The sequence below is a fragment of the Dialister succinatiphilus YIT 11850 genome (assembly GCF_000242435.1).
In the GTDB taxonomy this organism is placed as follows: Bacteria; Bacillota; Negativicutes; order Veillonellales; family Dialisteraceae; genus Dialister; species Dialister succinatiphilus.
Genome location: NZ_JH591187.1, coordinates 139,268 through 158,390, shown reverse-complemented (window position 1 = coordinate 158,390; position 19,123 = coordinate 139,268). Strand labels below are relative to the sequence as shown.

Below are 19,123 nucleotides of genomic sequence, written 5' to 3'. Positions count from 1 at the left end.
CGCAAAATGTAGTGAGTCGTTTCCCCTTTAGGGGGCGATGAGTATAAAGTCAGCGTTACGGGATTTGCTTTCTGTGTCATATGACATGATAGGCATTCTGGTGATTAGCCGCCACGCGGCTCCCCCTTATCCGGCTGCGCCGGACTTTCCCCCATCCGGGGGACAGAATAAATCGCTCTATGCTTTCCTGTAGAGACATGGCCTCATGGCTAAGCATCCATAGTGCCCCCGCTTGCGGGGGAAAGGTGGTGGCGCCAGCCACCAAAGGGGGAAAACTCCGAAATGGTACGTGAAGTATATGACTCGCTGTTTTTTCCCTCATATCTCTCGTTTCCCCTTGAGGGGAAATGCCTCGAAGAGGCAAAAGGGTGTACGGGACTGAGCAGAGATATGACACTCTATCATTTTCCTGACCGCCAATCGGCGGCCCCCTAAGCGAAGCGATGCACAGCGAACACATTTTGCACTAGCGAACTGGATAGGAGCTCGGTCCCTCCCCCGCTCCGGCTAAAGCGTCCTATTTGCTCTCATAGATGGGTGGCACAAGGGTGGTTAAGGTGCCCTGTTTTCTCCACGAAAAAAGCTGTGAAGAAATGATTTCCATTTTTCACAGCCTTTTCTCATTTATTTGACTTCTTTTTTCCTTCCTGCTTTGCGGCCGGGCTTGCCTGCCTTTCCGTCGGGCTTATTCGCCGATTCTGCATTGCGGGAATGACCATTGGATTTCTTTTTGGTCTTTTTGTCCTTCTTCAGTTTTTTCGCTTTGTGGAGGTGTTTGGGTTCCTTCCCGTTTTCCTTTGCCTCTCCCAGCGCTGCCTTGGCCGCCTGGTCTTCTTCCGCTTCCTGCTGGGCCAGACGGCCGGATTCAGCGTCTTCTGCTTCCTGCCGGGCGGTGAGGGCTTCTTTGGTTTCTTTGGATACGTCGGCATCGCTCATACGGGGCAGGATGACGGTGACGGTGGTGCCTTTCCCTTCTTCGCTGGTCATGGAAAGGGTGCCTTTATGTTTTTCTACAATGTGCTTGCAGATGGCAAGGCCCAGTCCGCTGCCGCCGGTGGATTTGTTTCTGCTTTCTTCCGCCCGGTAGAACCGCTCGAACACTCTTCCCTGCTTGTCTTTGGGGATGCCGATGCCTGTGTCTGAAATGGTGAGGCGCAGTTTGTCCTCCCCTTCCGGTTTCAGGAGGGCATGAACACTGCCTCCTTCGTTGTTGTATTTCACCGCGTTGTCGAGAAGGTTCATAACCAGTTCGGAAAGAAGGGCAGCGTTGCCGTAGGTATAGAGGGGCTCTGCATCTACGGTGAGGGCAACACCCTTTGCTTTGGCCTGGGGTTCGATGAGATCGGCGGCGTAGTGGACGAGGCTGTCTAAGGAAACGGTTTTCCAGGTAATGGTGGTTTCTGTTTCTTCTATGCGTGACAGGTGCATAATGGTGTCAATGAGGGTGAGCATGCGCTGGGATTCATTGACAATGCGGCTGCCGAAGAGTTTCACATCGTCCGGTTTCTGGTACATGCCGTTGGCAATCATTTCTGCAAAGCCGCTGATGGAGGTGAGCGGTGTTTTCAGTTCATGGGACACGTTGGCAGAGAATTCCCGTCTCATTTTTTCTGCCATATAGGAGGCGGTCATATCGCGGAGCACGATAAGAAGACCCGTTTCTCCGTCAGCAAGTTCTATTTTGTTCATCACCATCCGATAGGGATTGTTGAAAAGGCTCATGGTATATTCCTGCCTGCCGTCGGTGCGATAGGCTTTCCCGATGACCCGAAGCCAGTCTTCATCATGGTAAAGGCTGGCAATGCGGCGATATCTTTTGTCTTCGGTGAGGTGGAAGATTTCCTCGATTTTCCGGTTGTAGTCTACGATTTCCTTATGCTCGTTCAAAAGGATGATGCCGTCGGAAATGGTATCTACCACGGTACGGATGGTATTCCGTTCCTCTTCAATGTCATCCATGTAGTTCTGGATTTCATCATGCTGTTCCTCTACCTTCCGGATGAGGGGGTTCAGTTCCTTATAGTCTGATGGCACGTCGTCCACCTTCTGTCCTTCCATAATTTTCTGTACCAGGTCTCCCAGAAGGTGGAAGGGTTTCAGGATTTTTTCTGTTTCCCTTTCCGCCGCAAAGAGACAGCCTACTGCAAATACCACAAGAAAGAGAATGATTTCCGGCAGGTAGGCGGAAAATCCTATATAGGAAACAGTACGGGCGCTGGAAAGGCGCAGGATGGAGCCGTCAGGGGCTTTCTGGGCATAGTAGCTCTTGGGGTTGTCGTTGGAATCTTTATGAACAGCAGCTCCCTTCCCTTCCGCCATGGCTTCCTTCACTTCCGGGCCGTTTTTATAGTCTTCATCTTTGTTATCGCTGTCATAGAGAACCGTACCATCCCTGTCGAGCCATACGATATGGATGGCCTTATGATTGTCATCATAAATACGGCTGAGGTATGCTCGGCTTCCCTCTTCATCATCGGTGGAAACGGCACCGGCCATGACACTGTTCAGGTGCTGCAGTTCATGGCTGAACTGTTCCTGCATGCCCTGGTAGTAAAGGATGGCGGACAGGATAAAGGTGGTAATCACGGACACAATGCCCATGAGAAGAAGACTTCTATAAATCCGAACTTTCATAAATATAAACGCTCCTGTTTATGATTTTCTGTCACCCAGGCGGTATCCCACCCCTCTGACAGTACGGATGCAGGCGCCTTCATTTCCCAGTTTCTGGCGCAGACTCATGATATGCATATCAATGGTTCTGCTTTCCATTTCAAAGGGTGAATCCCAGACGGCCTGCATGATCTGGTCTCTGGAAAGAACGATGCCCTTATTTAATAACAAATAACATAATAAGTCAAATTCTTTTAATGTAAGCTGTACCTCCCTGCCGCCGGAGGTGACGCTGTGCTGTTCCTGATCCACCACGATGCCGTCGAAGGAAAGGAGTTTTTTCCCTGCTTCCTGGGGCTTTCTGGTGCGGCGGAGCACAGAGCGGATACGGGAAAGAAGTTCCATAATGCCGAAGGGCTTGGTCACATAATCATCGGCTCCCAGGTCCAGGCCCTTGACAATATCGAATTCACTGGTTTTCGCGGTCATCATAATAACCGGAATGTTCTGCATTTTGCCGGAAGCCCGGATTTTTTTCAAAATGGTAAGGCCGTCCTCGCCGGGAAGCATAATATCAAGAAGCACCAGGTCCGGAATATTCTTCTGCAGCGCTTCATAAAATTCGGCTGCTTCTCCGAAGCCTCCTACTTTATATCCCTGTCCACGAAGGGCATAGCTTACCAGTTCGCGAATGCTTTCATCATCTTCTACACAGTAAATAAGCGGCATGTCAGTTCTCCTTTTAAAAAGCGCTGATGAAATCAGGCTGACTGATTGAATCGGTGCTTCCTTGAAAACAGTCAAAGCCGGCAGAGGCCTTCCAGGCTCCCATGCCGGTTATTGTACCAAAGACTATGAAATGGACAGTCCCCTGTCCATTTCATGAATTTCATCATATTTATTTTACCACATCAACCGAAATTGCCGGAAACGTAACGAATAGTTCTTTCTTCCTTCGGATTTTCGAAAATCTGCTTCGTATCTCCGTATTCCACCATTTCGCCAAGGTAGAAGAAAGCGGTTTTATCAGCGATACGCTGGGCCTGCTGCATGTTATGGGTAACCATGACCACTGTGTAATCTTCTTTCAGCTTCACAGCCAGTTCTTCAATATGGGCGGTGGAAATGGGGTCCAGGGCGGAGGTGGCTTCGTCCATGAGGAGTACTTCCGGTTCTACTGCCAGGGCACGGGCAATGCAGAGACGCTGCTGCTGGCCGCCGGAAAGACCTAAGGCAGACTTATGGAGACGATCCTTCAGTTCATCCCAGATGGCTGCCTGACGAAGACTTCTTTCCACGATTTCGTCCAGGTCGCTCTTCCTGGTAATGCCTTTCAGACGGGGGCCATAGGCTACATTATCATAAATGCTCTTGGGGAAGGGGTTTGGCTGCTGGAAAACCATGCCTACATGGCGGCGCAGCACAATGGGATCGATTTCCTTGTAGATATCTACGCCGGAAAGAAGGACCTGTCCTTCTACGCGACATCCGGGAACCAGATCATTCATGCGGTTCAGAGTCCTGAGGAATGTGGATTTACCGCAGCCGGAAGGTCCGATGAGGGCAGTAATCTGGTTTCTTTCAATGCGCATGGAAATTTTCTTTAATGCCTGGAAAGCGCCGTAGTAAAGATCAAGGCCTTTGCAGTCAAAAATGATATTGGAATAAACGGACAGGGACGCTGCGCTGGCAGGAGCCTGGACAGCCATAGAATTGTTATTTGTCATCATGAATTTTCTCCTTCAGTTTTTCTGGAAATATACCGGCTCACCATTCTGGCTCCGATACTGAATGCTAATACCATAATCATAAGTACGGCAGAAGCCGCTGCTGCTGTGTCCATGGCGCCGGAGCCAAGGCCTTCAGTACGGGCAGCCCACACCTGAAGGGACAAGGTTTCGCCGGGACGGAAAGGATTCAATGGGCAGGTGGGAGAAGTCACATCCCACACATTCCAATTAATATCGGTACTCATACCAGCCGTGTACAGGAGGGCGGCCGCTTCGCCGAATCCTCTCCCCGCGGCCAGGATGACGCCGGTCACAATAGGTCCCACCGTGGCAGGCAGCATGACATGCCAGATGGTTTCAAAATGGGTAGCCCCCAGAGCCAGACTGCCTTCTTTATACCCTTCCGGGAGGGCCTTGAAAGCATCATAGGTGGTGGATGTAATGAGGGGCAGGGACAGAACGGAAACGGCCAGGGCGCCGGAGAACAGATTCCACTGGCTGTGCACCATGATGATGAATACCAGGTATCCGAAGAGGCCGACTACAATGGAAGGCAGGGAAGACAGGGTTTCAATGGCAATGCGAAGCGTATTGGTCACCTTGCCGGGAGTGGCATATTCCGCCATGTAAACACCGGCCATGACGCCAATGGGAACTGAAATCAGAAGGGAAAGAACCACCAGGTATACCGTATTGAAGAACTGGCTGCCAATGCCCTGGGGTCCAAAGGAAAAGACTTCCGGTTTAAAAGCTTTGATTCCGCCCCATACTACATACAGGGTAAAAGCAATGAGCAGGAACACAAAGGCTGCGGAGATGAAATAAAAGAAGAAGGTTGCTGTTTTATCAGCAAAACGGGCTCTCTTGAGTCCTCCGTCAATGAAGCGGAGATCAGACATTTTTCCGTTCATCGGCTCTGCCGGCTGTGTACTCATGCCAGGGACTCCTTTCTAGCTGCAATGAGGTGAATCATCAGGATAAAGAGAAGGGAAATAATGAAGAGGAGAAGAGCCATGGTCCACAGGGCTGCATTCAGTTCGCCGCCGTCCATGGCACCGCCCATATCGGAAGCAATGGCTGCGGTAAGGCTGTTGGTGGGATCCAGAATACTTTTGGGGAAAGATTTCATCTTGCCGATAACCATGGAAACTGCCAGGGCTTCACCGAAGGCACGGGCCAGGCCCAGCACAATGGCTGTCAGAATGCCCGGCAGGGCTGCCGGCAGGAGCACTTTGTAAATCATCTGCCAGCGGGTGGAACCAAGTCCATAGGCCCCTTCGATATATTTCTTATTCACGCTGCGGATGGCATCAGCAGAAACGGAGGTAATGGTGGGATAAATCATGACAGAAAGGACGATGGCTGCTGCCAGCACTGACTGCCCATGAGGCAGTTTGAACAGTTTCTGCAGGAATGGCACCAGCACCACCAGCCCTACCCAGCCGTAAACAACGGAGGGAATGCCGACGAATATTTCCACGGCGGGGCGAATCAGTTTTTCACCCAGTCTCGGGGAAATCTGGGTCATGAATACGGCGGTGGAAAGGCTGAAGGGAATGGCAATGACCAGCGCCAGGAAGCAGGTAAGGATGGAGCCCCAGATGAAGATGGCTGCCCCTACCTGGCCGCCGCCTGCATCGGTATCAGATGGCTTCCAGGCGGAGGAGAAGAGAAACTCCCCTATGCTGTGGTGAAAATCGGTGAATGTAAGCATGCCTTTGGCGAGCAGAAAGCAGCCAATGGCAACGGTGAGAATAATGAGGAAGAAACCGCATATAGTGGATACGCTCTTTCCCAGAATTTCTCGCCTGAACATATGCTGCTGGCGCATATTACCGTCCATGAATGGTTCTCCTTTTGAAAGACGGGAAAGGCAGCCGCATATTCACGCGGCCGCTTTTCCCGCAGCTATTTCGTATTACGCTTTTAAACTCAAATTATTTTGTCTTCATTTTGGAGGATACGCCGTAGCCCTGTTTTTCGATTTCTACACCGTATTCATCAGAGAGAACATAGTCCAGATAAGCTTTCACAGCGCCGGTGGCTTCGCCTTTGGTGTACATGTGTTCATAACCCCAGACTTTGTACTTGCCGTTGTAGGTGTTTTCCAGGCTCGGTTCTACGCCATCAATAGCAATGGCTGATACGTCTTTGTTGTTTACCAAGTAAGGAAGAGCTACATAGCCGATAGCACCCTTTGTCTGAGCTACGCTCTGGATCAGTGTGCCGCTATCATCGGTTTCAAGGGATTTATTGGATGCTTCTTCCTGTCCTGCCAGTGCCAGTTCTGTGAAGAGGGCACGGGTGCCGGAAGTGGTAGGTCTTGTTACGAGAACGATTGGTTCATCAGGGCCGCCTACATCTTTCCAGTTGGTCACTTTCGCAGTGAATACATCCTGCAGCTGCTGGGAAGTAAGGCTCTTCACCTTGTCTGCAATGTCCTTATTCACAATGGTCGCTACGGTCATGGTGCAGACCTTGTGGTCTACCAGTCCCTTTGCCTTGTCAGCGGGGAGCTTCTTTTCTGCCGGTACATCGGAGTTGCCGATGTTTACAGAGCCTTCAGCTACCTGTTTCAGACCGGTGCCGGAGCCGCCTGCATTCAGTGTGATAGATACATCAGGGTTCTTTGTTTTGAACTTGGCAGCTGCATCTTTAGCCAGCGGAAGAAGTGCGGATGAACCGGAAACAGTTACCTGTCCGGAAACCTTGCTGCCGGAAGCGGCGCCGCTTTTAGCCGGAGCGGAATTTCCGCCGCAGCCTGCTGCTGCAACCAATGCTGCCGAAGAAAGAGCCAGAGCCATCCACTTTTTAAGATTCATTATAAATCCTCCCTTGAAACGAATGATGTTTGCTTTTGTTTTCGATGCTTTAAGTGTAAAGCAGGGATGTAAAAAACAAAGGGAGAAAAAAGTATAGCTTTGATTTAGATTGTAAAAGAAACGTAAAGGGAGCTGCTGCTCAGAGGGACACACCTTCGGTGTGAGGGTTGACAGGGCTTCGCCCGTGGACACACCTTCGGTGTGAAGGTTCTTAGGATTGACCGGCCTGACGGCCGGAGGATTCTTAAGTTTGACGGCCTTTCAGGCCCCGAGGGTTGCGGATTGCCCTGTGGGCAATGCTTATAAAGTCAGCGTTACGGGATTGGCTGTCTGTGTCATATGTGACACAATATCCAGTGCCACCTATTTTCTCGTTTCCCCTTGAGGGGAAATGCCTCGAAGAGGCAAAAGGGTGTACGGGTCTGAGCAGAGATATGACACTCTATCATTTCCCTGACCGCCAATCGGCGGCCCACCCCGAGCGAAGCGATGCAAAGCGAACCGCAAATCCGGTGGGAAGCTTCCTGCCGGCTCTCATAGATGGGTGGCGCAGGGATCGTTAGGGTTCCCTCTTTTCTCCACGAAAAAAGGACCGTGAAAAAATGTAAATCATTTCTTCACAGCCCCTTTTAGGCTTTTTTTATTATCTATTATTATGTTCCTATTTCACGCCGAAAGCGGCAGCGGCGTCTCTGACCCAGTTGAATCTTTCGGGATCAATGTCCTTGGGCACGGTGCAGTCGGCGCCCAGGATAACGCCTCTGGTGCCTGCTTTTTCCAGGATGTGCACCGTTTCTTTTTCTACTTCTTCCCTGGTGCCGGAATAGAGGACTCCTTCCGGGTTGTTGTCAAAACCGCCGATGACGCAGCGGTGATTGAAGATTTCCTCTCCCTTTTCCAGAGGCACTCCTTCGAAAGCCACAGCCCAGTTCACGGCCTTGAAGGGATAGTCCCTGTACCAGGTCAGGTCGTTGTGGCAGCCCATGTAGCCGCAGATGTGGAGCAGGTTATAGTCAGACACCGAGTTGGCTGCTTCCAGCACGGCGATTTCTGAAGGAGTAATAAATTCCCTGTATTTCTCATAGGTCATGTCGGGATGGGGAATGTTCTGTACTGACAGGTAAATCCCGTCGGCATGACCATCGGCAATAACGGCTTTGGCCAGGGTGGCAATATCTTCCGTAAGCACTGCCATGACTTCCTTCAACGCCTCCGGGTCTTCTTTCATGAAGCGGGTAATCACGGTCTTCGCATCGCTCCCGGTCTGCTGGAATTCAATGCACCGGGTAGGGGCAAAGAGGTTGTAGAATACCATCACTTCTTTCCCGTATCTTTCTGTGAGGATACCGCAGAGTTCTACCTGTTTCTGAATCCACTCTGAATCCCTGCCCAGAGGTTTGATGTTTTCCGCATCCCTGATGGACTTCAGGTCATGAAGCTGCTCGTGGGGATAGAGAAAAAATCCGTCAGTCATAATTTTCACAAAGTCCGGTTTCCAGGATTTGTAAAAGGTGTCATGTCCCGCCAGGTTGTCCACCCAGGCGGAGTGATGGGCCAGTGCGTCTGCGTGTCTCTGATCTGCCAGAAAATGATGCCAGAAACCGACCGGTACACGATCTACCGGTTTGCAGTCAAGAGCTGCCTTTACTAGTTCTCTCTTAGTCTGTGCCATAAATGCCTCCTGCATTTCAATAATTACCGTCTTCGAGAAGCACCGATTCATTCATAGAGTCTGCTTATATAAAAGCGGGCCATGATAATGTCAGTGCTTTTCCAAAGGCTTTCCATCTATCATATCATATAGGGAAAAGGGAGCGCCATCAGCGCTCCCCCATTTTATTCTTCCCCGTTCATCCTTTTGATTTCCGCCAGAAGGTCTTCCGCTTCTTCCATGGACGCCTTCTCTCTTTCAGGATTTTCTGTGAAATCCATATCCACCGCCATGCCTTCATGGATATGAGGCAGCCAGGCCGCCGGAAGAATCACCGTTTCCTCGTCGTCCGTAATCAGTACCGCCTTTTTCCCTTCGATGCGGTCTACAATGGCTTCTTTCTTCATCATGCCCGCTCCTTTTCAATATGATAACTGCTGCCGTCGGTGGTCAGCGTAACCGTGCCGTTTCTGTCGGTGCGGTATACATGGACTTTGGCTTTTTCCAGCTTATCCAGGGTCACTTTGTGGGGATGACCGTAATCATTGCCCTGTCCGCAGGAAATGAAAGCATCCTTCGGAGAAACGGCTTTCAGGAAAGCAGGAGACGTACTGGTACGGCTGCCATGGTGGCCCACCTTCAGCACATCGCTCTTCAGGGTGCCTCCCTTGTCAAGAATGGTCTTTTCTTCCTCTTTTTCTGCATCGCCGGTGAACATCATGGAGAATTTCCCATAGGTCAGACGGCCCACTACGGAATTGTTATTGAAATCGGAATTTCCCTTCTGGTCTTTGATGACCTTCACAGGCCCCAGCACGTTGTATTTGACACCGTCGAAGAAATCCACCTCGTCCCCTGCCTTCAGCACATGGTAGGGAATCTTATTCGCCTTGATCTGCTTCAGGTAGTTCTTGTAGGAACCGGTGGCCGCAGGCATGCCGTCATCGTAAATGGCATCCACCTTGAAATTTTTGAAGATGGCATTCATGCCGCCCAGATGGTCTGCATGGGGATGGGTAATAATGATTTTGGAAATTTCTTTGACCTTGTATTTATGAAGGAGCGCCACAATCTGGTCCCGGTGTTCAATGTCCCCGGTATCAATCATGACAAACTTCCCATCCTTTTCCAGAAGGAAGGCATCTCCCTGGCCTATGTCCAGCATACGCACAGTGAGCTGGCCTCCTTTGGCGGCAGCAGAGGCCTTCGCCGGACTGGCCGAAGAGGACGCGCTGCTGCCGCAGGCGGAAAAAGCAGCGGTTAATGACAGTGACAAAAGAAACACTGCCAGAAATTTCATCAGTTTTTGAAATATATGCATGGTTATCTCCCCATTTTCATCACTTCTGCCCGGGCCAATGGAATCCATTCTGCCAGATCACCGGCCCGGTAGCCTACCGGTGTCTTTTCTGCCGCCATATCTCCTGCCAGCCCATGAAGGTATACCCCTGCCAGGGCGGCGCCGGACGCATTCATGCCCTGTCCTGCCAGGGCGGCAATGATACCGGTCAGGGTATCTCCCATGCCGCCGGTGGCCATGCCCGGGTTGCCGGTGGTATTTACATAGGCCGAGCCGTCGGGCATGGCAGTCACCGTAGGCGCCCCTTTCAGCACCAGCACCACATGGTTCTCCACGGCAAACCGGATGGCTTCGTCAATCCGTCCATTCTCGATTTCTTTGGGCGAAAGTCCGGTGAGATGGGAAAATTCCCCTACATGGGGCGTGAGGATGAGCCGCCCGGGACAGGTATCCAGGGCAATGTGCTCTTCCTTGACTGCAAAAAGGGCATCCGCATCAATGACCATGGTCTTATCAAAAGAAGTGATGAGACGCTTCACAAACTTTCCCGTTTCCTTCTCTCTGCCAAGACCGGGTCCCAGGGCTATGACATCGTAGGCCTTCGCCTTTTCCAGCGCTTCTGCGCTGTCCGCTTCTGTAAAGAAGGGGCCTTTCCCCAGAGAGGAAACCATGAGCTCCGGAATCCTGCCAGCCAGCGCAGAATGAGCACCGGCAGAAGTTACCACCGCCACCTTGCCGCCGCCGGCATAGAGAGCCCCCTGGCCTGAGAGAAGGGCCGCTCCCTCCATGCCATAGGAGCCGGCAAAAATACCGATGAAACCATTCTTTCCTTTATGGGACACCCGATTTCTCACGGGAAGGATATTGAACACATCTTCCTTTTCCGTCAGATGGACAGGAAAATCCATGCGTGCCTCATCAGGAATGCCAATGGGCGAATAGAGCAGGGTGCCGGTGTAGGAAGATCCGGGATACAGCACATGGCCCCGTTTCACCGAACCCAGCGCCACCGTATAGTCTGCATCCACCACCACTCCGGCAGCCCTGCCGGTATCGGTCAGCATGCCGCTTGGCACATCTACGGAAATGATGATGCCCTGGGCCTCGTTCATCAAAGTAATCAGAAGGGCCTTTTCCCCCTTTACCTCGCTGGAAAGACCGGTGCCTATGAGGGCATCCACCAGGATATCGGCGTCATGGATGTAGGGTGCCCCTTCTTCAGCCCTGGAAATAGGAATCACCGGGATGCCCATTTTATCTATTACATGCCTGTACTGCTTTGATGATTCGCTCATGTGGGCCTCGTTTCCCATGAGGAGCACCAGCACCCTGGCTCCCCGGCCTGCTGCGTAGCGGGCTGCTACGAACCCGTCGCCTCCATTATTTCCTGTGCCGCAGAGAATCACCGTAAAAGCGCCGTCCCAGTCCACATATTTTTCCGTCAGACGGACCACCGATGATCCTGCATTCTCCATAAGCACCATCTCCGGAATCCCGTATTCCTTCATGGCCATGGAATCCAGAAGTCTTGACTCTTCAGTCTTTGTCAGTATCATGCCTGCCTCCTGCCATTACAACCACTGCAATGGCCATATGTTCTTCATGGGAAATGGAAATGGACATGTCTGTGATGCCAAGCTGCTCCGCCCTTTTCTGGAAAGTGCCCTGCAGATGAAGCACCGGCGCTCCCCATTTCGTCCAGGTCACAAAGGCATCCTGCCAGGCAGAGCCGAAAATACCGATGCCCAGCGCCTTCCCTGCCGCCTCCCTGGCTCCCCAGAGAGCCGCATAGGACTCGGCCCGCTTCTTTCCCTTCTTCTCGCAGTGGGCTATTTCCTCTGCTGTGAAAATCTTCTCCGCCCGGGCGGGGAACTTTTCCAGTATCCGTTCCCACCGGTCTATCTTTACTAAGTCTACACCTACATACATGGGCTTCTCCTTTCGTGAAACCGCTACATCCGACTGTAAAGCACCGATTCCAGGGCCCACGGCTTTGATTTCCTCCCTGGAATCCAGGAATCAACACAGCCCCTATGGATGAATCAGCACTTCTTTTCCTTTCCTCCTTATTGTACAAAAGCCCATGATCTTATTCAAATGAAAGATAAAAACATGGGAAATGAGCCATAAAAGCAAGTCTTTATATTTCTTTGAAAGTTTCCTTGCCATGGCAGTCAAAATATGATAGAATGGCATGGTATGAATAATGCAGACGGGAGGTGAAATACATTGCCACAGATTAAAGCCAACATGAAAAGCATGAGACAGGACGCTGCTAAAAGAGCTGCCAACGCTGCTGTTAAATCCCAGATTCACGGCGCTATGAAGAAAGCTGTAGCTGCTGCTAACTCTGACAATAAAGAAGAAGCTTTTCGCGCCGCTGTAAGCATCATTGATAGTGCTGCCCAGAAGGGCGTCATTCATAAGAATGCAGCCGCTCGTAAGAAATCCCGTCTGAACGCAAACGTAAACGCTGCCATTGCCAAGGCTAAAGCTGCTGAAGCAAAAGAAAAAGCAGAAGCTGCCAAGGAAGAAGCAAAGGAAGCTTACAAGGAAAAGATGGAAGAAAAGGCCTGAGCCCTTTCAAAAGAAACTGTGCCCTTTACGGCGCAGTTTTTTATTGCTCCAAATCCTGCCTCCTGTGCAGGGATATACTTCCCGAAGTTTTATGGGCTTTCTCCGGAATGGTTGACCCCTCCCGGAGAGATTCAGCGCTTCAGCCGGATATAGAACGTATGGCTGCAGCGAGAGGCGACAGGACAACACATTCCCTGCATCACATATACAAGGATGAACCTTTGGAAATGCTGTCATTCCACACAAAAAAAGCTCTGAAAAATGTTTCTCATTTTTCAGAGCCTTTTTTCATGCATCCATACCGTCTTTCCTCCAAGTAAGGAAAGTGCTGATGCCGCTCCAGATGAGGGCCGCCCCTACCATGTACATGAAGAGGAGCCCCGCTGCGTCAGGACGAAATACCAGAAGCAGCCCCAGAAGAATCTGCACCACCGCTGCCACCATATAAAGTCCGGGATTTCTCAAAGATGCCTGTTTTCTGGAACGCAGGATCATCATGAAAATACCGCGGAGAAGAATATAGAGGGCAAAGAGGAGGGGCAGCATGAAGGCCACCACGGCGAAGGCCAGGGAAATCATCATCCACAGGCCGAAGGCCGTATCAAGGACTGCCATGAGAAGATGCCAGAGAGAACGACCGGCGCCCTCCGTTTTCATCCAGCGGAGAATCTGGCATACCCCGCCAAGGACAAGGACAAATCCGATATAATATCCCACCGCCAGAAGAGACTCCGCCGGCTCCGCAATACAGAAAATACCGGCGCCTATAAAAAGAATACTGCCAATAAAAAGCAATGCTGATGGAAGCATACCTATCGCCTCTTTCATGAAAAAAGAAATAGATTTCATGAATGCTTCCTTACTTTATCTCCTGTCTATATTATAGTCCTTCTGCGAATCATGTTCCAGAGGTGATTCCCATTTATCCCATGCCGGCCCGAAAACTTCAACGGCCAAAAAGGCTTTGGAGAAAGGATTCCCATTTCTCCAAAGCCTTTTTTCAGATCATTCTGTGAGCTTCAGCATGCTTTCCAGATCCACTGCATGGAAGGAGGGGCAGGCCGGCTTTTCTTTCAGCACCGCTGTCACATAGGACAGGGCTGCTGCCACACCGGTAACCAGACCATTTTCGGCTATATCAAATTTCGGCGTATGATGAGGGCTGCCGCTTCCCACATCTTTGTCATAAATGCCGGTGAAGAAGAATACCCCCGGCCAGGTAGACTCGGTAATGGAGAACGTTTCCGTAGCCATCCACATGGGGCAGTTTCTGTCCAGGGCCCCTTCGCCCAGCTGGTCCACCACTGCCTTCCTTGCCAGGTCCACGCATTCCTTCGTATTGACGGTCACCGGGAAGTACTGGTCCTCCACCACTTCCACCGTGCAGCCATGAAGGGCGGCGGTATTCTTCGTGACCTCCAGAAGGGTCTTGCGGAAAGCCAGGCCGTCTTCGTTTTTCGTGCAGCGGGCTGTGCCGGCAAACATGAGCTCTTCAGGAATAATATTCGGTTCATGACCGGCTTCCACGGAGCCGAAAGAATAAGTGAAGCTGTCCGTAGGCGCCGTGATCCGCATGCGGTAGGAACGGAGCTCGGAAGCAATGGAAATAAAGCATTCAATGGGGCTCACCGCCATATCGGGGCGGGAACCGTGGCCGCTCTTTCCATGAAGCTTGATGCGGAAGAAATAGGCTCCTGCCATGGCAGTGCCGTAAAGGATGCCTACCTTTCCTGCCGGCAGATCCCATTTCACATGGGTGCCAAAGCAGGTATCCACATGGATATGATGGTCCCTGAGGTAACGGAGCATGGGAGCAATTCCTCTTTCTCCCATTTCCTCGGCTTCCTCAAACATGAGAACCACCTTTCCTTCCCACTCCTTTTTATGGAGAGAAAGGATTTTGGCCTCTGTCAGCAGCATGGCCATATGGCCGTCGTGGCCGCAGGCATGCATGACGCCATCGTTTTGGGAAATGCACACCCTTTCCTTAGACAGGTTCACCGGATCTTCCTTAATAGGAAGGGCATCAATGTCTGCCCGCATGAGCACCGTCCAGCCCGGCCTGCCGCTGTCAATAAATCCGAATACCCCGCCATGAGGTACCCGTACCGTTTCAATTCCTAATTCATGAAGAAACTTTTCAATAAAATCCATGGTCCTGAACTCTTTCTGTGAAAGCTCAGGATTTTCATGAAAATGGCGGCGCAGTGAAATCACTGTGTCCCTTTCTTTTTCAGCTGCATCTCTGCAATCCAAAAGAATCCCTCCTCTGTTAAAGCCAGTCAGGCTTTTCTTATGGGAAAACGCTCATCCATTTCATAAAAGCAACGCGTTCCTACTGTCGTCTCCGCCACAGATGAAAGGCGGACAGCACAAAGGCCGCCACCACGATCACCGTGGCACAGAGAGTCATGAAATCATTATGTTCATACAAACGATACAGGCTGAACAAGGCCAGAAGCCCCAGCAGCACCAGCTTTATATTCACACTCTCATCTCCTTTGAAAAGGATACATCCATCATAACACAGGGGGACAAGGGATTCAAAAGGGCCGGTTCTTAAGATGAACCGGCCCGGGTTCAGAGGGTTCAGAAGGTTCAAAAGGTTCAGAGGGTGGTGGAGGCGGCTTCGCCGCAGTTTTTGTAGAGGCTATTCTCACCGCTTCGCAGGCTCCTTTTCAGGAAAGGAGCCTGCGTTACGTGCTTCCCCATTTTTTCATTGACGATAGGTCAGTCTGTATGATAAAATAATTACCGATATGCCGGAGTGGCGGAATGGCAGACGCACCAGACTCAAAATCTGGCGATGGCAACATCGTGCGGGTTCAAGTCCCGCCTCCGGCACCATAAAAACCAGCCTGCAGGCTGGTTTTTTGATTTCTACAACATAAAAGCCGTGAAGCGGTTTCCCGTTTCACGGCTTTTTGATTCCTTATTTTTCAATGCCTTTGAAGGTGTAGTCCTTGTCTTCGATGGCTTTCTTAATATCTCCATCAGCTACTGCCTTATCCAGAGTAAGAACAGCGGTGCCTTTGGTATGGGATACATCGGCCTTTTCCACACCGTCCAGGGCTTCCAAAGCTTTCTTTACTGTCATTTCGCAGTGATTGCACATCATACCTTCGATTTTAACTGTTTCTTTCATGTTTGTTTCCTCCTTTGGAAATAAAATGCCTTTATATTCATAATCCGCCTTGGCCAGCACCTGTTTCATGGCTGCTTCGTCGGGTTGTGAGCTGTATGTAATGGACACGCGGCCTGTTTTGTGGTCTGCCCGGGCACCGGTAATGAAGGGAAGCGATTCCAGCGCTTTCTTCACGTGGTTTTCGCAGTTTTCACACATCATGCCTTCTACCAGCACCACTGCCTTTCCTCCCGCCGCCTTTGGCTTTTCTTCAGAGGAGGGCTTGCCGGAAATGGTATCCCAGTCCGGCAGGGCCGTCATCTTTTTCTTTTTGTCCCGGGAAGAGTTGCGGACGTTGAAGAGATTGAGCCTTAGAGCGTTCATGCAGACAGTGAAACTGGAAAGGGACATGGCGGCGGCGCCCCACATGGGGTTCATGCGGATGCCGGGATACAGGCCGGCAGCCATGGGGATGAGGAGCACGTTGTAGGCGAAAGCCCAGAAAAGGTTTTCATGAATATTTTTCAAAGTCTCCCGGGAAAGCCGCACTGCGGCGGACACATCGGTGAGACGGGAATTCATGAGTACAATGTCGGCGGAGTCAATGGCCACATCAGTGCCGGCACCGATGGCAATGCCTGTATCCGCCTTCACCAGAGCCGGGGCATCATTAATCCCGTCACCCACCATGGCCACTTTCCCAAAGGCCTGGAGCTTTCTGATGACCGCTTCCTTTCCATCAGGAAGGACACCGGCAATCACATGGTCCACGCCGGCCTTCCGGGCCATGGCGGCCGCCGTCTTTTCATTGTCGCCGGTCAGCATGACTACCTGGATGCCCATATCCTTAAGCTCCTGGATGGCCCGGGGCGAGTCTTCCTTAATCACATCAGCCACGGCCATGAGTCCCAAAAGTTTCCCTTCTTCTTCAAAGAAAAGGGGCGTCTTTCCTTCTTCTGCAAGGGCTTCCGCCCGATCCTTGAGTTCTTTTATGGAGGTGAAGGTGGAAATATAGGAAGCAGAACCGCCGTGGAGTTTCTTTCCTCCCAGGTTTCCTTCCAGTCCGTGCCCCGACAGGATTTTGAAATCAGTCAAGGGAAGGGCTTTCACTGATTTCCGATTTCCATAATCCACCACTGCCAGCGCCAGGGGATGTTCCGATTTCACTTCCAGGGCGTAAGCTTTTTCCAGAAGTTCTTTTTCCGAAACCCCTTCCGCCGGCACCATATCGGTCACCTTGGGTTTTCCTTCCGTAATGGTACCGGTTTTATCCATGACGGCTATATCGATTTTTCCTGCATTTTCCAGGGCTTCGCTGGTTTTGAAGAGGATGCCGTTTTTAGCACCCATGCCATTGCCCACCATAATGGCCACCGGTGTCGCCAGGCCCAGGGCGCAGGGGCAGGAAATGACAAGGACGCAGATGGCGTATTCCAGGGCCCTGGAAACGGGAGCGCCCAGCAGAATCCACAGGATGAATACCAGAATAGCAATGAGAATCACTGCCGGCACAAAGACCGCCGATACCTTGTCGGCTATGCGGGCAATGGGCGCCTTGGTGGCAGCCGCATCGCTGACCATGCGGATAATCTGGGCAAAGGTGGTATCTTCTCCTACCCGAAGGGCCCGGGCCCGGATATAGCCATTGGTATTCATAGTGGCGGCGCTCACCCGGTCGCCGGGTTTCTTATCCACCGGCACCGATTCCCCGGTTAAGGCGGACTCATCCACCGCCGATTCCCCTTCCAAAATTTCGCCGTCCACCGGCACCGATTCGCCGGGCTTTACTATAAATATGTCTCCTGCCCGCACTTCTTCCACAGGAATGAGGGATTCCTTCCCCTCCCTTTCCACCAGAGCCGTTTTCGGGGCAATCTTCATGAGCCCCTTCAGCGCATCGGTGGTGCGTCCTTTGGAAATGGATTCCAAGAGTTTTCCTACCGTAATGAGGGCAGGAATCATGGCAGCTGATTCGAAATAAAGCTGGTCATGATAGAGGGGCATGATATCCATACTGGAAGAGCCCTGGGTTATGAGCCAGGTCATTTTATAAAATACATAAAGGGACCAGCCGAAGGATACGGAAGAGCCCAGAGCCACCAGGGTATCCATATTGGGACTCCTGTGGAAAAGGGACTTAAAGCCGGAATCGAAGAAGGCATGGTTCACTGCCATAACAATAAAGGCCAGAATCATTTCCGTCAGGGCAAGGCCCAGATGGTTATGATTCAAAAAGAAAGGCACCGGCAGATCCAGCATATTGTGTCCCATGGTGAAGTACATGAGGACTATCAGGAAAAAAATAGAAATGAGAAGCCGTCTTTTGAGCTTCGGCGTTTCATGATCCTCCAGGGCTTCCTTTTCTGCTTCCAGCCGGGACATACCGGCAGAGGAAGCATTCATGGGTTTAGCACCGTAGCCTGCCTTTTCCACCGCTTCCACCACATCACTGGCAGAAGCCTTTCCTTCTACGGACATGGAATTGGTCAAAAGAGACACTGTCACTTTGTCTACTCCCGGCACCCGGCTCACCGCTTTTTCCACGTGAGCCTGGCAGGCGGCGCAGGTCATGCCGGTCACCATGTACTGGCATTTATTTTCACTCATAAAATCACCATCTTTCTGTTAAGGATAAAGACAAAGGGAAATCCTATTTCATGACTTTCTGCAGCATGCTGCAGAGTTCATCCACTTTGTCTTCCTTTCCTTCCCGGATGTCTTCTGTGACGCATCCGCGGATATGGGCAGCCAGGAGGAGCTTGTTGAAACTGTTCAGCGCATTGGTCACCGCAGACACCTGCATCACAATATCCGGACAGTAGGCGTCGCTTTCCACCATTTTTTCAATGCCCCGGATCTGGCCCTCCACCGTTTTCAGACGGGTCATCAGTACTTTTCTTTCCTTTTCCGTTCGCATGGTGTGTCGACATTCGCAGTGTTCCATTTCCTTCTCCTTGCTGAATTTATATTTCTGAGAAATCAAAATTTCTGTATCCCTAACGTCCACCATACTACACCCCCCTGGGGTCCCCTGTCAAGGGGATATTGGGGAATGGGGGCTGGGGATTGGAGAGTCGGGATCGGGATCGGGACCGGGGACTGGAGAATCGGGGCTGGGGACTGGGGGATCGGGACCGGGGACTGGGGCTGGGGAACGGGGGAAGGCCAACGGCTAGCGGTCAGCGGTCAGCGGTCAGCCGATAGCCGATAGCCGACAGCCGATATCGGTCAGCGGTCAGCCGACAATCTGGTCATATATTTCTTTCAGAAATTGGTCGTTTACGTAGTACCAAGGCCATTGTAAAA

Annotated in this window: 17 protein-coding genes and 1 tRNA gene; 2 read left to right on the top strand and 16 right to left on the bottom strand. The window is 51.4% G+C overall.

All coding sequences use genetic code 11. The features are described 5' to 3' along the window. Positions 1-624 precede the first annotated feature (624 nt). From HMPREF9453_RS00735 to acpS, 11 genes are all read right to left on the bottom strand, one after another. Complete coding sequence (locus HMPREF9453_RS00735; protein ID WP_008858640.1) at positions 625-2,634, bottom strand: sensor histidine kinase; 2,010 nt, start codon at positions 2,632-2,634, stop codon at positions 625-627. Between the two features lie 18 nt (positions 2,635-2,652). Next, complete coding sequence (locus HMPREF9453_RS00730; protein WP_008858639.1) at positions 2,653-3,342, bottom strand: response regulator transcription factor; 690 nt, start codon at positions 3,340-3,342, stop codon at positions 2,653-2,655. Positions 3,343-3,524: 182 nt separating this feature from the next. Further along, positions 3,525-4,343, bottom strand: coding sequence for a phosphate ABC transporter ATP-binding protein PstB (gene pstB, locus HMPREF9453_RS00725; protein WP_008858638.1), 819 nt, complete (start codon positions 4,341-4,343; stop codon positions 3,525-3,527). After that, complete coding sequence (gene pstA / locus HMPREF9453_RS00720) at positions 4,340-5,278, bottom strand: phosphate ABC transporter permease PstA (RefSeq protein ID WP_008858637.1); 939 nt, start codon at positions 5,276-5,278, stop codon at positions 4,340-4,342. Before pstA ends, pstB begins: the two co-directional genes overlap by 4 nt. Beyond that, positions 5,275-6,186, bottom strand: a complete 912-nt coding sequence (pstC, locus tag HMPREF9453_RS00715; RefSeq protein WP_008858636.1) for a phosphate ABC transporter permease subunit PstC — start codon at positions 6,184-6,186, stop codon at positions 5,275-5,277. The genes pstA and pstC overlap by 4 nt, the downstream gene beginning before the upstream one ends. Positions 6,187-6,280: 94 nt before the next feature. Then, complete coding sequence (locus HMPREF9453_RS00710) at positions 6,281-7,165, bottom strand: phosphate ABC transporter substrate-binding protein (protein ID WP_008858635.1); 885 nt, start codon at positions 7,163-7,165, stop codon at positions 6,281-6,283. A gap of 661 nt (positions 7,166-7,826) precedes the next feature. Further along, positions 7,827-8,837 (bottom strand): uroporphyrinogen decarboxylase family protein, encoded by a 1,011-nt coding sequence (locus HMPREF9453_RS00705; RefSeq protein WP_008858634.1) that lies wholly within the window; start codon positions 8,835-8,837, stop codon positions 7,827-7,829. A gap of 164 nt (positions 8,838-9,001) precedes the next feature. After that, positions 9,002-9,226 (bottom strand): DUF3006 domain-containing protein, encoded by a 225-nt coding sequence (locus tag HMPREF9453_RS00700; protein WP_008858633.1) that lies wholly within the window; start codon positions 9,224-9,226, stop codon positions 9,002-9,004. Beyond that, complete coding sequence (locus HMPREF9453_RS00695; protein WP_008858632.1) at positions 9,223-10,137, bottom strand: ComEC/Rec2 family competence protein; 915 nt, start codon at positions 10,135-10,137, stop codon at positions 9,223-9,225. The genes HMPREF9453_RS00700 and HMPREF9453_RS00695 overlap by 4 nt, the downstream gene beginning before the upstream one ends. Before the next feature lie 2 nt (positions 10,138-10,139). Beyond that, positions 10,140-11,672, bottom strand: coding sequence for a bifunctional ADP-dependent NAD(P)H-hydrate dehydratase/NAD(P)H-hydrate epimerase (locus HMPREF9453_RS00690; protein WP_008858631.1), 1,533 nt, complete (start codon positions 11,670-11,672; stop codon positions 10,140-10,142). Continuing rightward, the gene (gene acpS / locus HMPREF9453_RS00685; protein ID WP_008858630.1) at positions 11,653-12,045 is read right to left on the bottom strand and encodes a holo-ACP synthase; all 393 of its coding nucleotides are present in this window, start codon (positions 12,043-12,045) and stop codon (positions 11,653-11,655) included. Before acpS ends, HMPREF9453_RS00690 begins: the two co-directional genes overlap by 20 nt. A gap of 300 nt (positions 12,046-12,345) precedes the next feature. Here acpS and rpsT point away from each other — a divergent pair, with 300 nt between their 5' ends. Then, positions 12,346-12,693, top strand: coding sequence for a 30S ribosomal protein S20 (rpsT, locus tag HMPREF9453_RS00680; protein WP_008858629.1), 348 nt, complete (start codon positions 12,346-12,348; stop codon positions 12,691-12,693). 288 nt (positions 12,694-12,981) lie between these two features. Here the strand turns inward: rpsT and HMPREF9453_RS00675 are convergent, their stop codons facing one another. The 3 genes from HMPREF9453_RS00675 to HMPREF9453_RS11845 form a co-directional block, all read right to left on the bottom strand. Beyond that, positions 12,982-13,542 (bottom strand): HdeD family acid-resistance protein, encoded by a 561-nt coding sequence (locus tag HMPREF9453_RS00675; protein WP_008858628.1) that lies wholly within the window; start codon positions 13,540-13,542, stop codon positions 12,982-12,984. A 156-nt stretch (positions 13,543-13,698) separates the two neighbouring features. After that, complete coding sequence (locus HMPREF9453_RS00670; RefSeq protein ID WP_008858627.1) at positions 13,699-14,949, bottom strand: M20 metallopeptidase family protein; 1,251 nt, start codon at positions 14,947-14,949, stop codon at positions 13,699-13,701. A 79-nt stretch (positions 14,950-15,028) separates the two neighbouring features. Next, on the bottom strand, positions 15,029-15,181 hold the full coding sequence (locus tag HMPREF9453_RS11845; protein WP_156792542.1) for a hypothetical protein: 153 nt from the start codon (positions 15,179-15,181) through the stop codon (positions 15,029-15,031). A 273-nt stretch (positions 15,182-15,454) separates the two neighbouring features. Between HMPREF9453_RS11845 and HMPREF9453_RS00665 the strand changes: the two genes are divergently transcribed. Then, positions 15,455-15,540: transfer RNA gene (locus tag HMPREF9453_RS00665), tRNA-Leu, on the top strand. Between the two features lie 85 nt (positions 15,541-15,625). Here the strand turns inward: HMPREF9453_RS00665 and HMPREF9453_RS00660 are convergent. Continuing rightward, the gene (locus HMPREF9453_RS00660; protein ID WP_008858625.1) at positions 15,626-18,424 is read right to left on the bottom strand and encodes a heavy metal translocating P-type ATPase; all 2,799 of its coding nucleotides are present in this window, start codon (positions 18,422-18,424) and stop codon (positions 15,626-15,628) included. 43 nt (positions 18,425-18,467) lie between these two features. Next, entirely contained in the window at positions 18,468-18,827 is a 360-nt protein-coding gene (locus HMPREF9453_RS00655; RefSeq protein ID WP_008858624.1) for a metal-sensing transcriptional repressor, read from the bottom strand. Between the last annotated feature and the right edge of the window lie 296 nt (positions 18,828-19,123).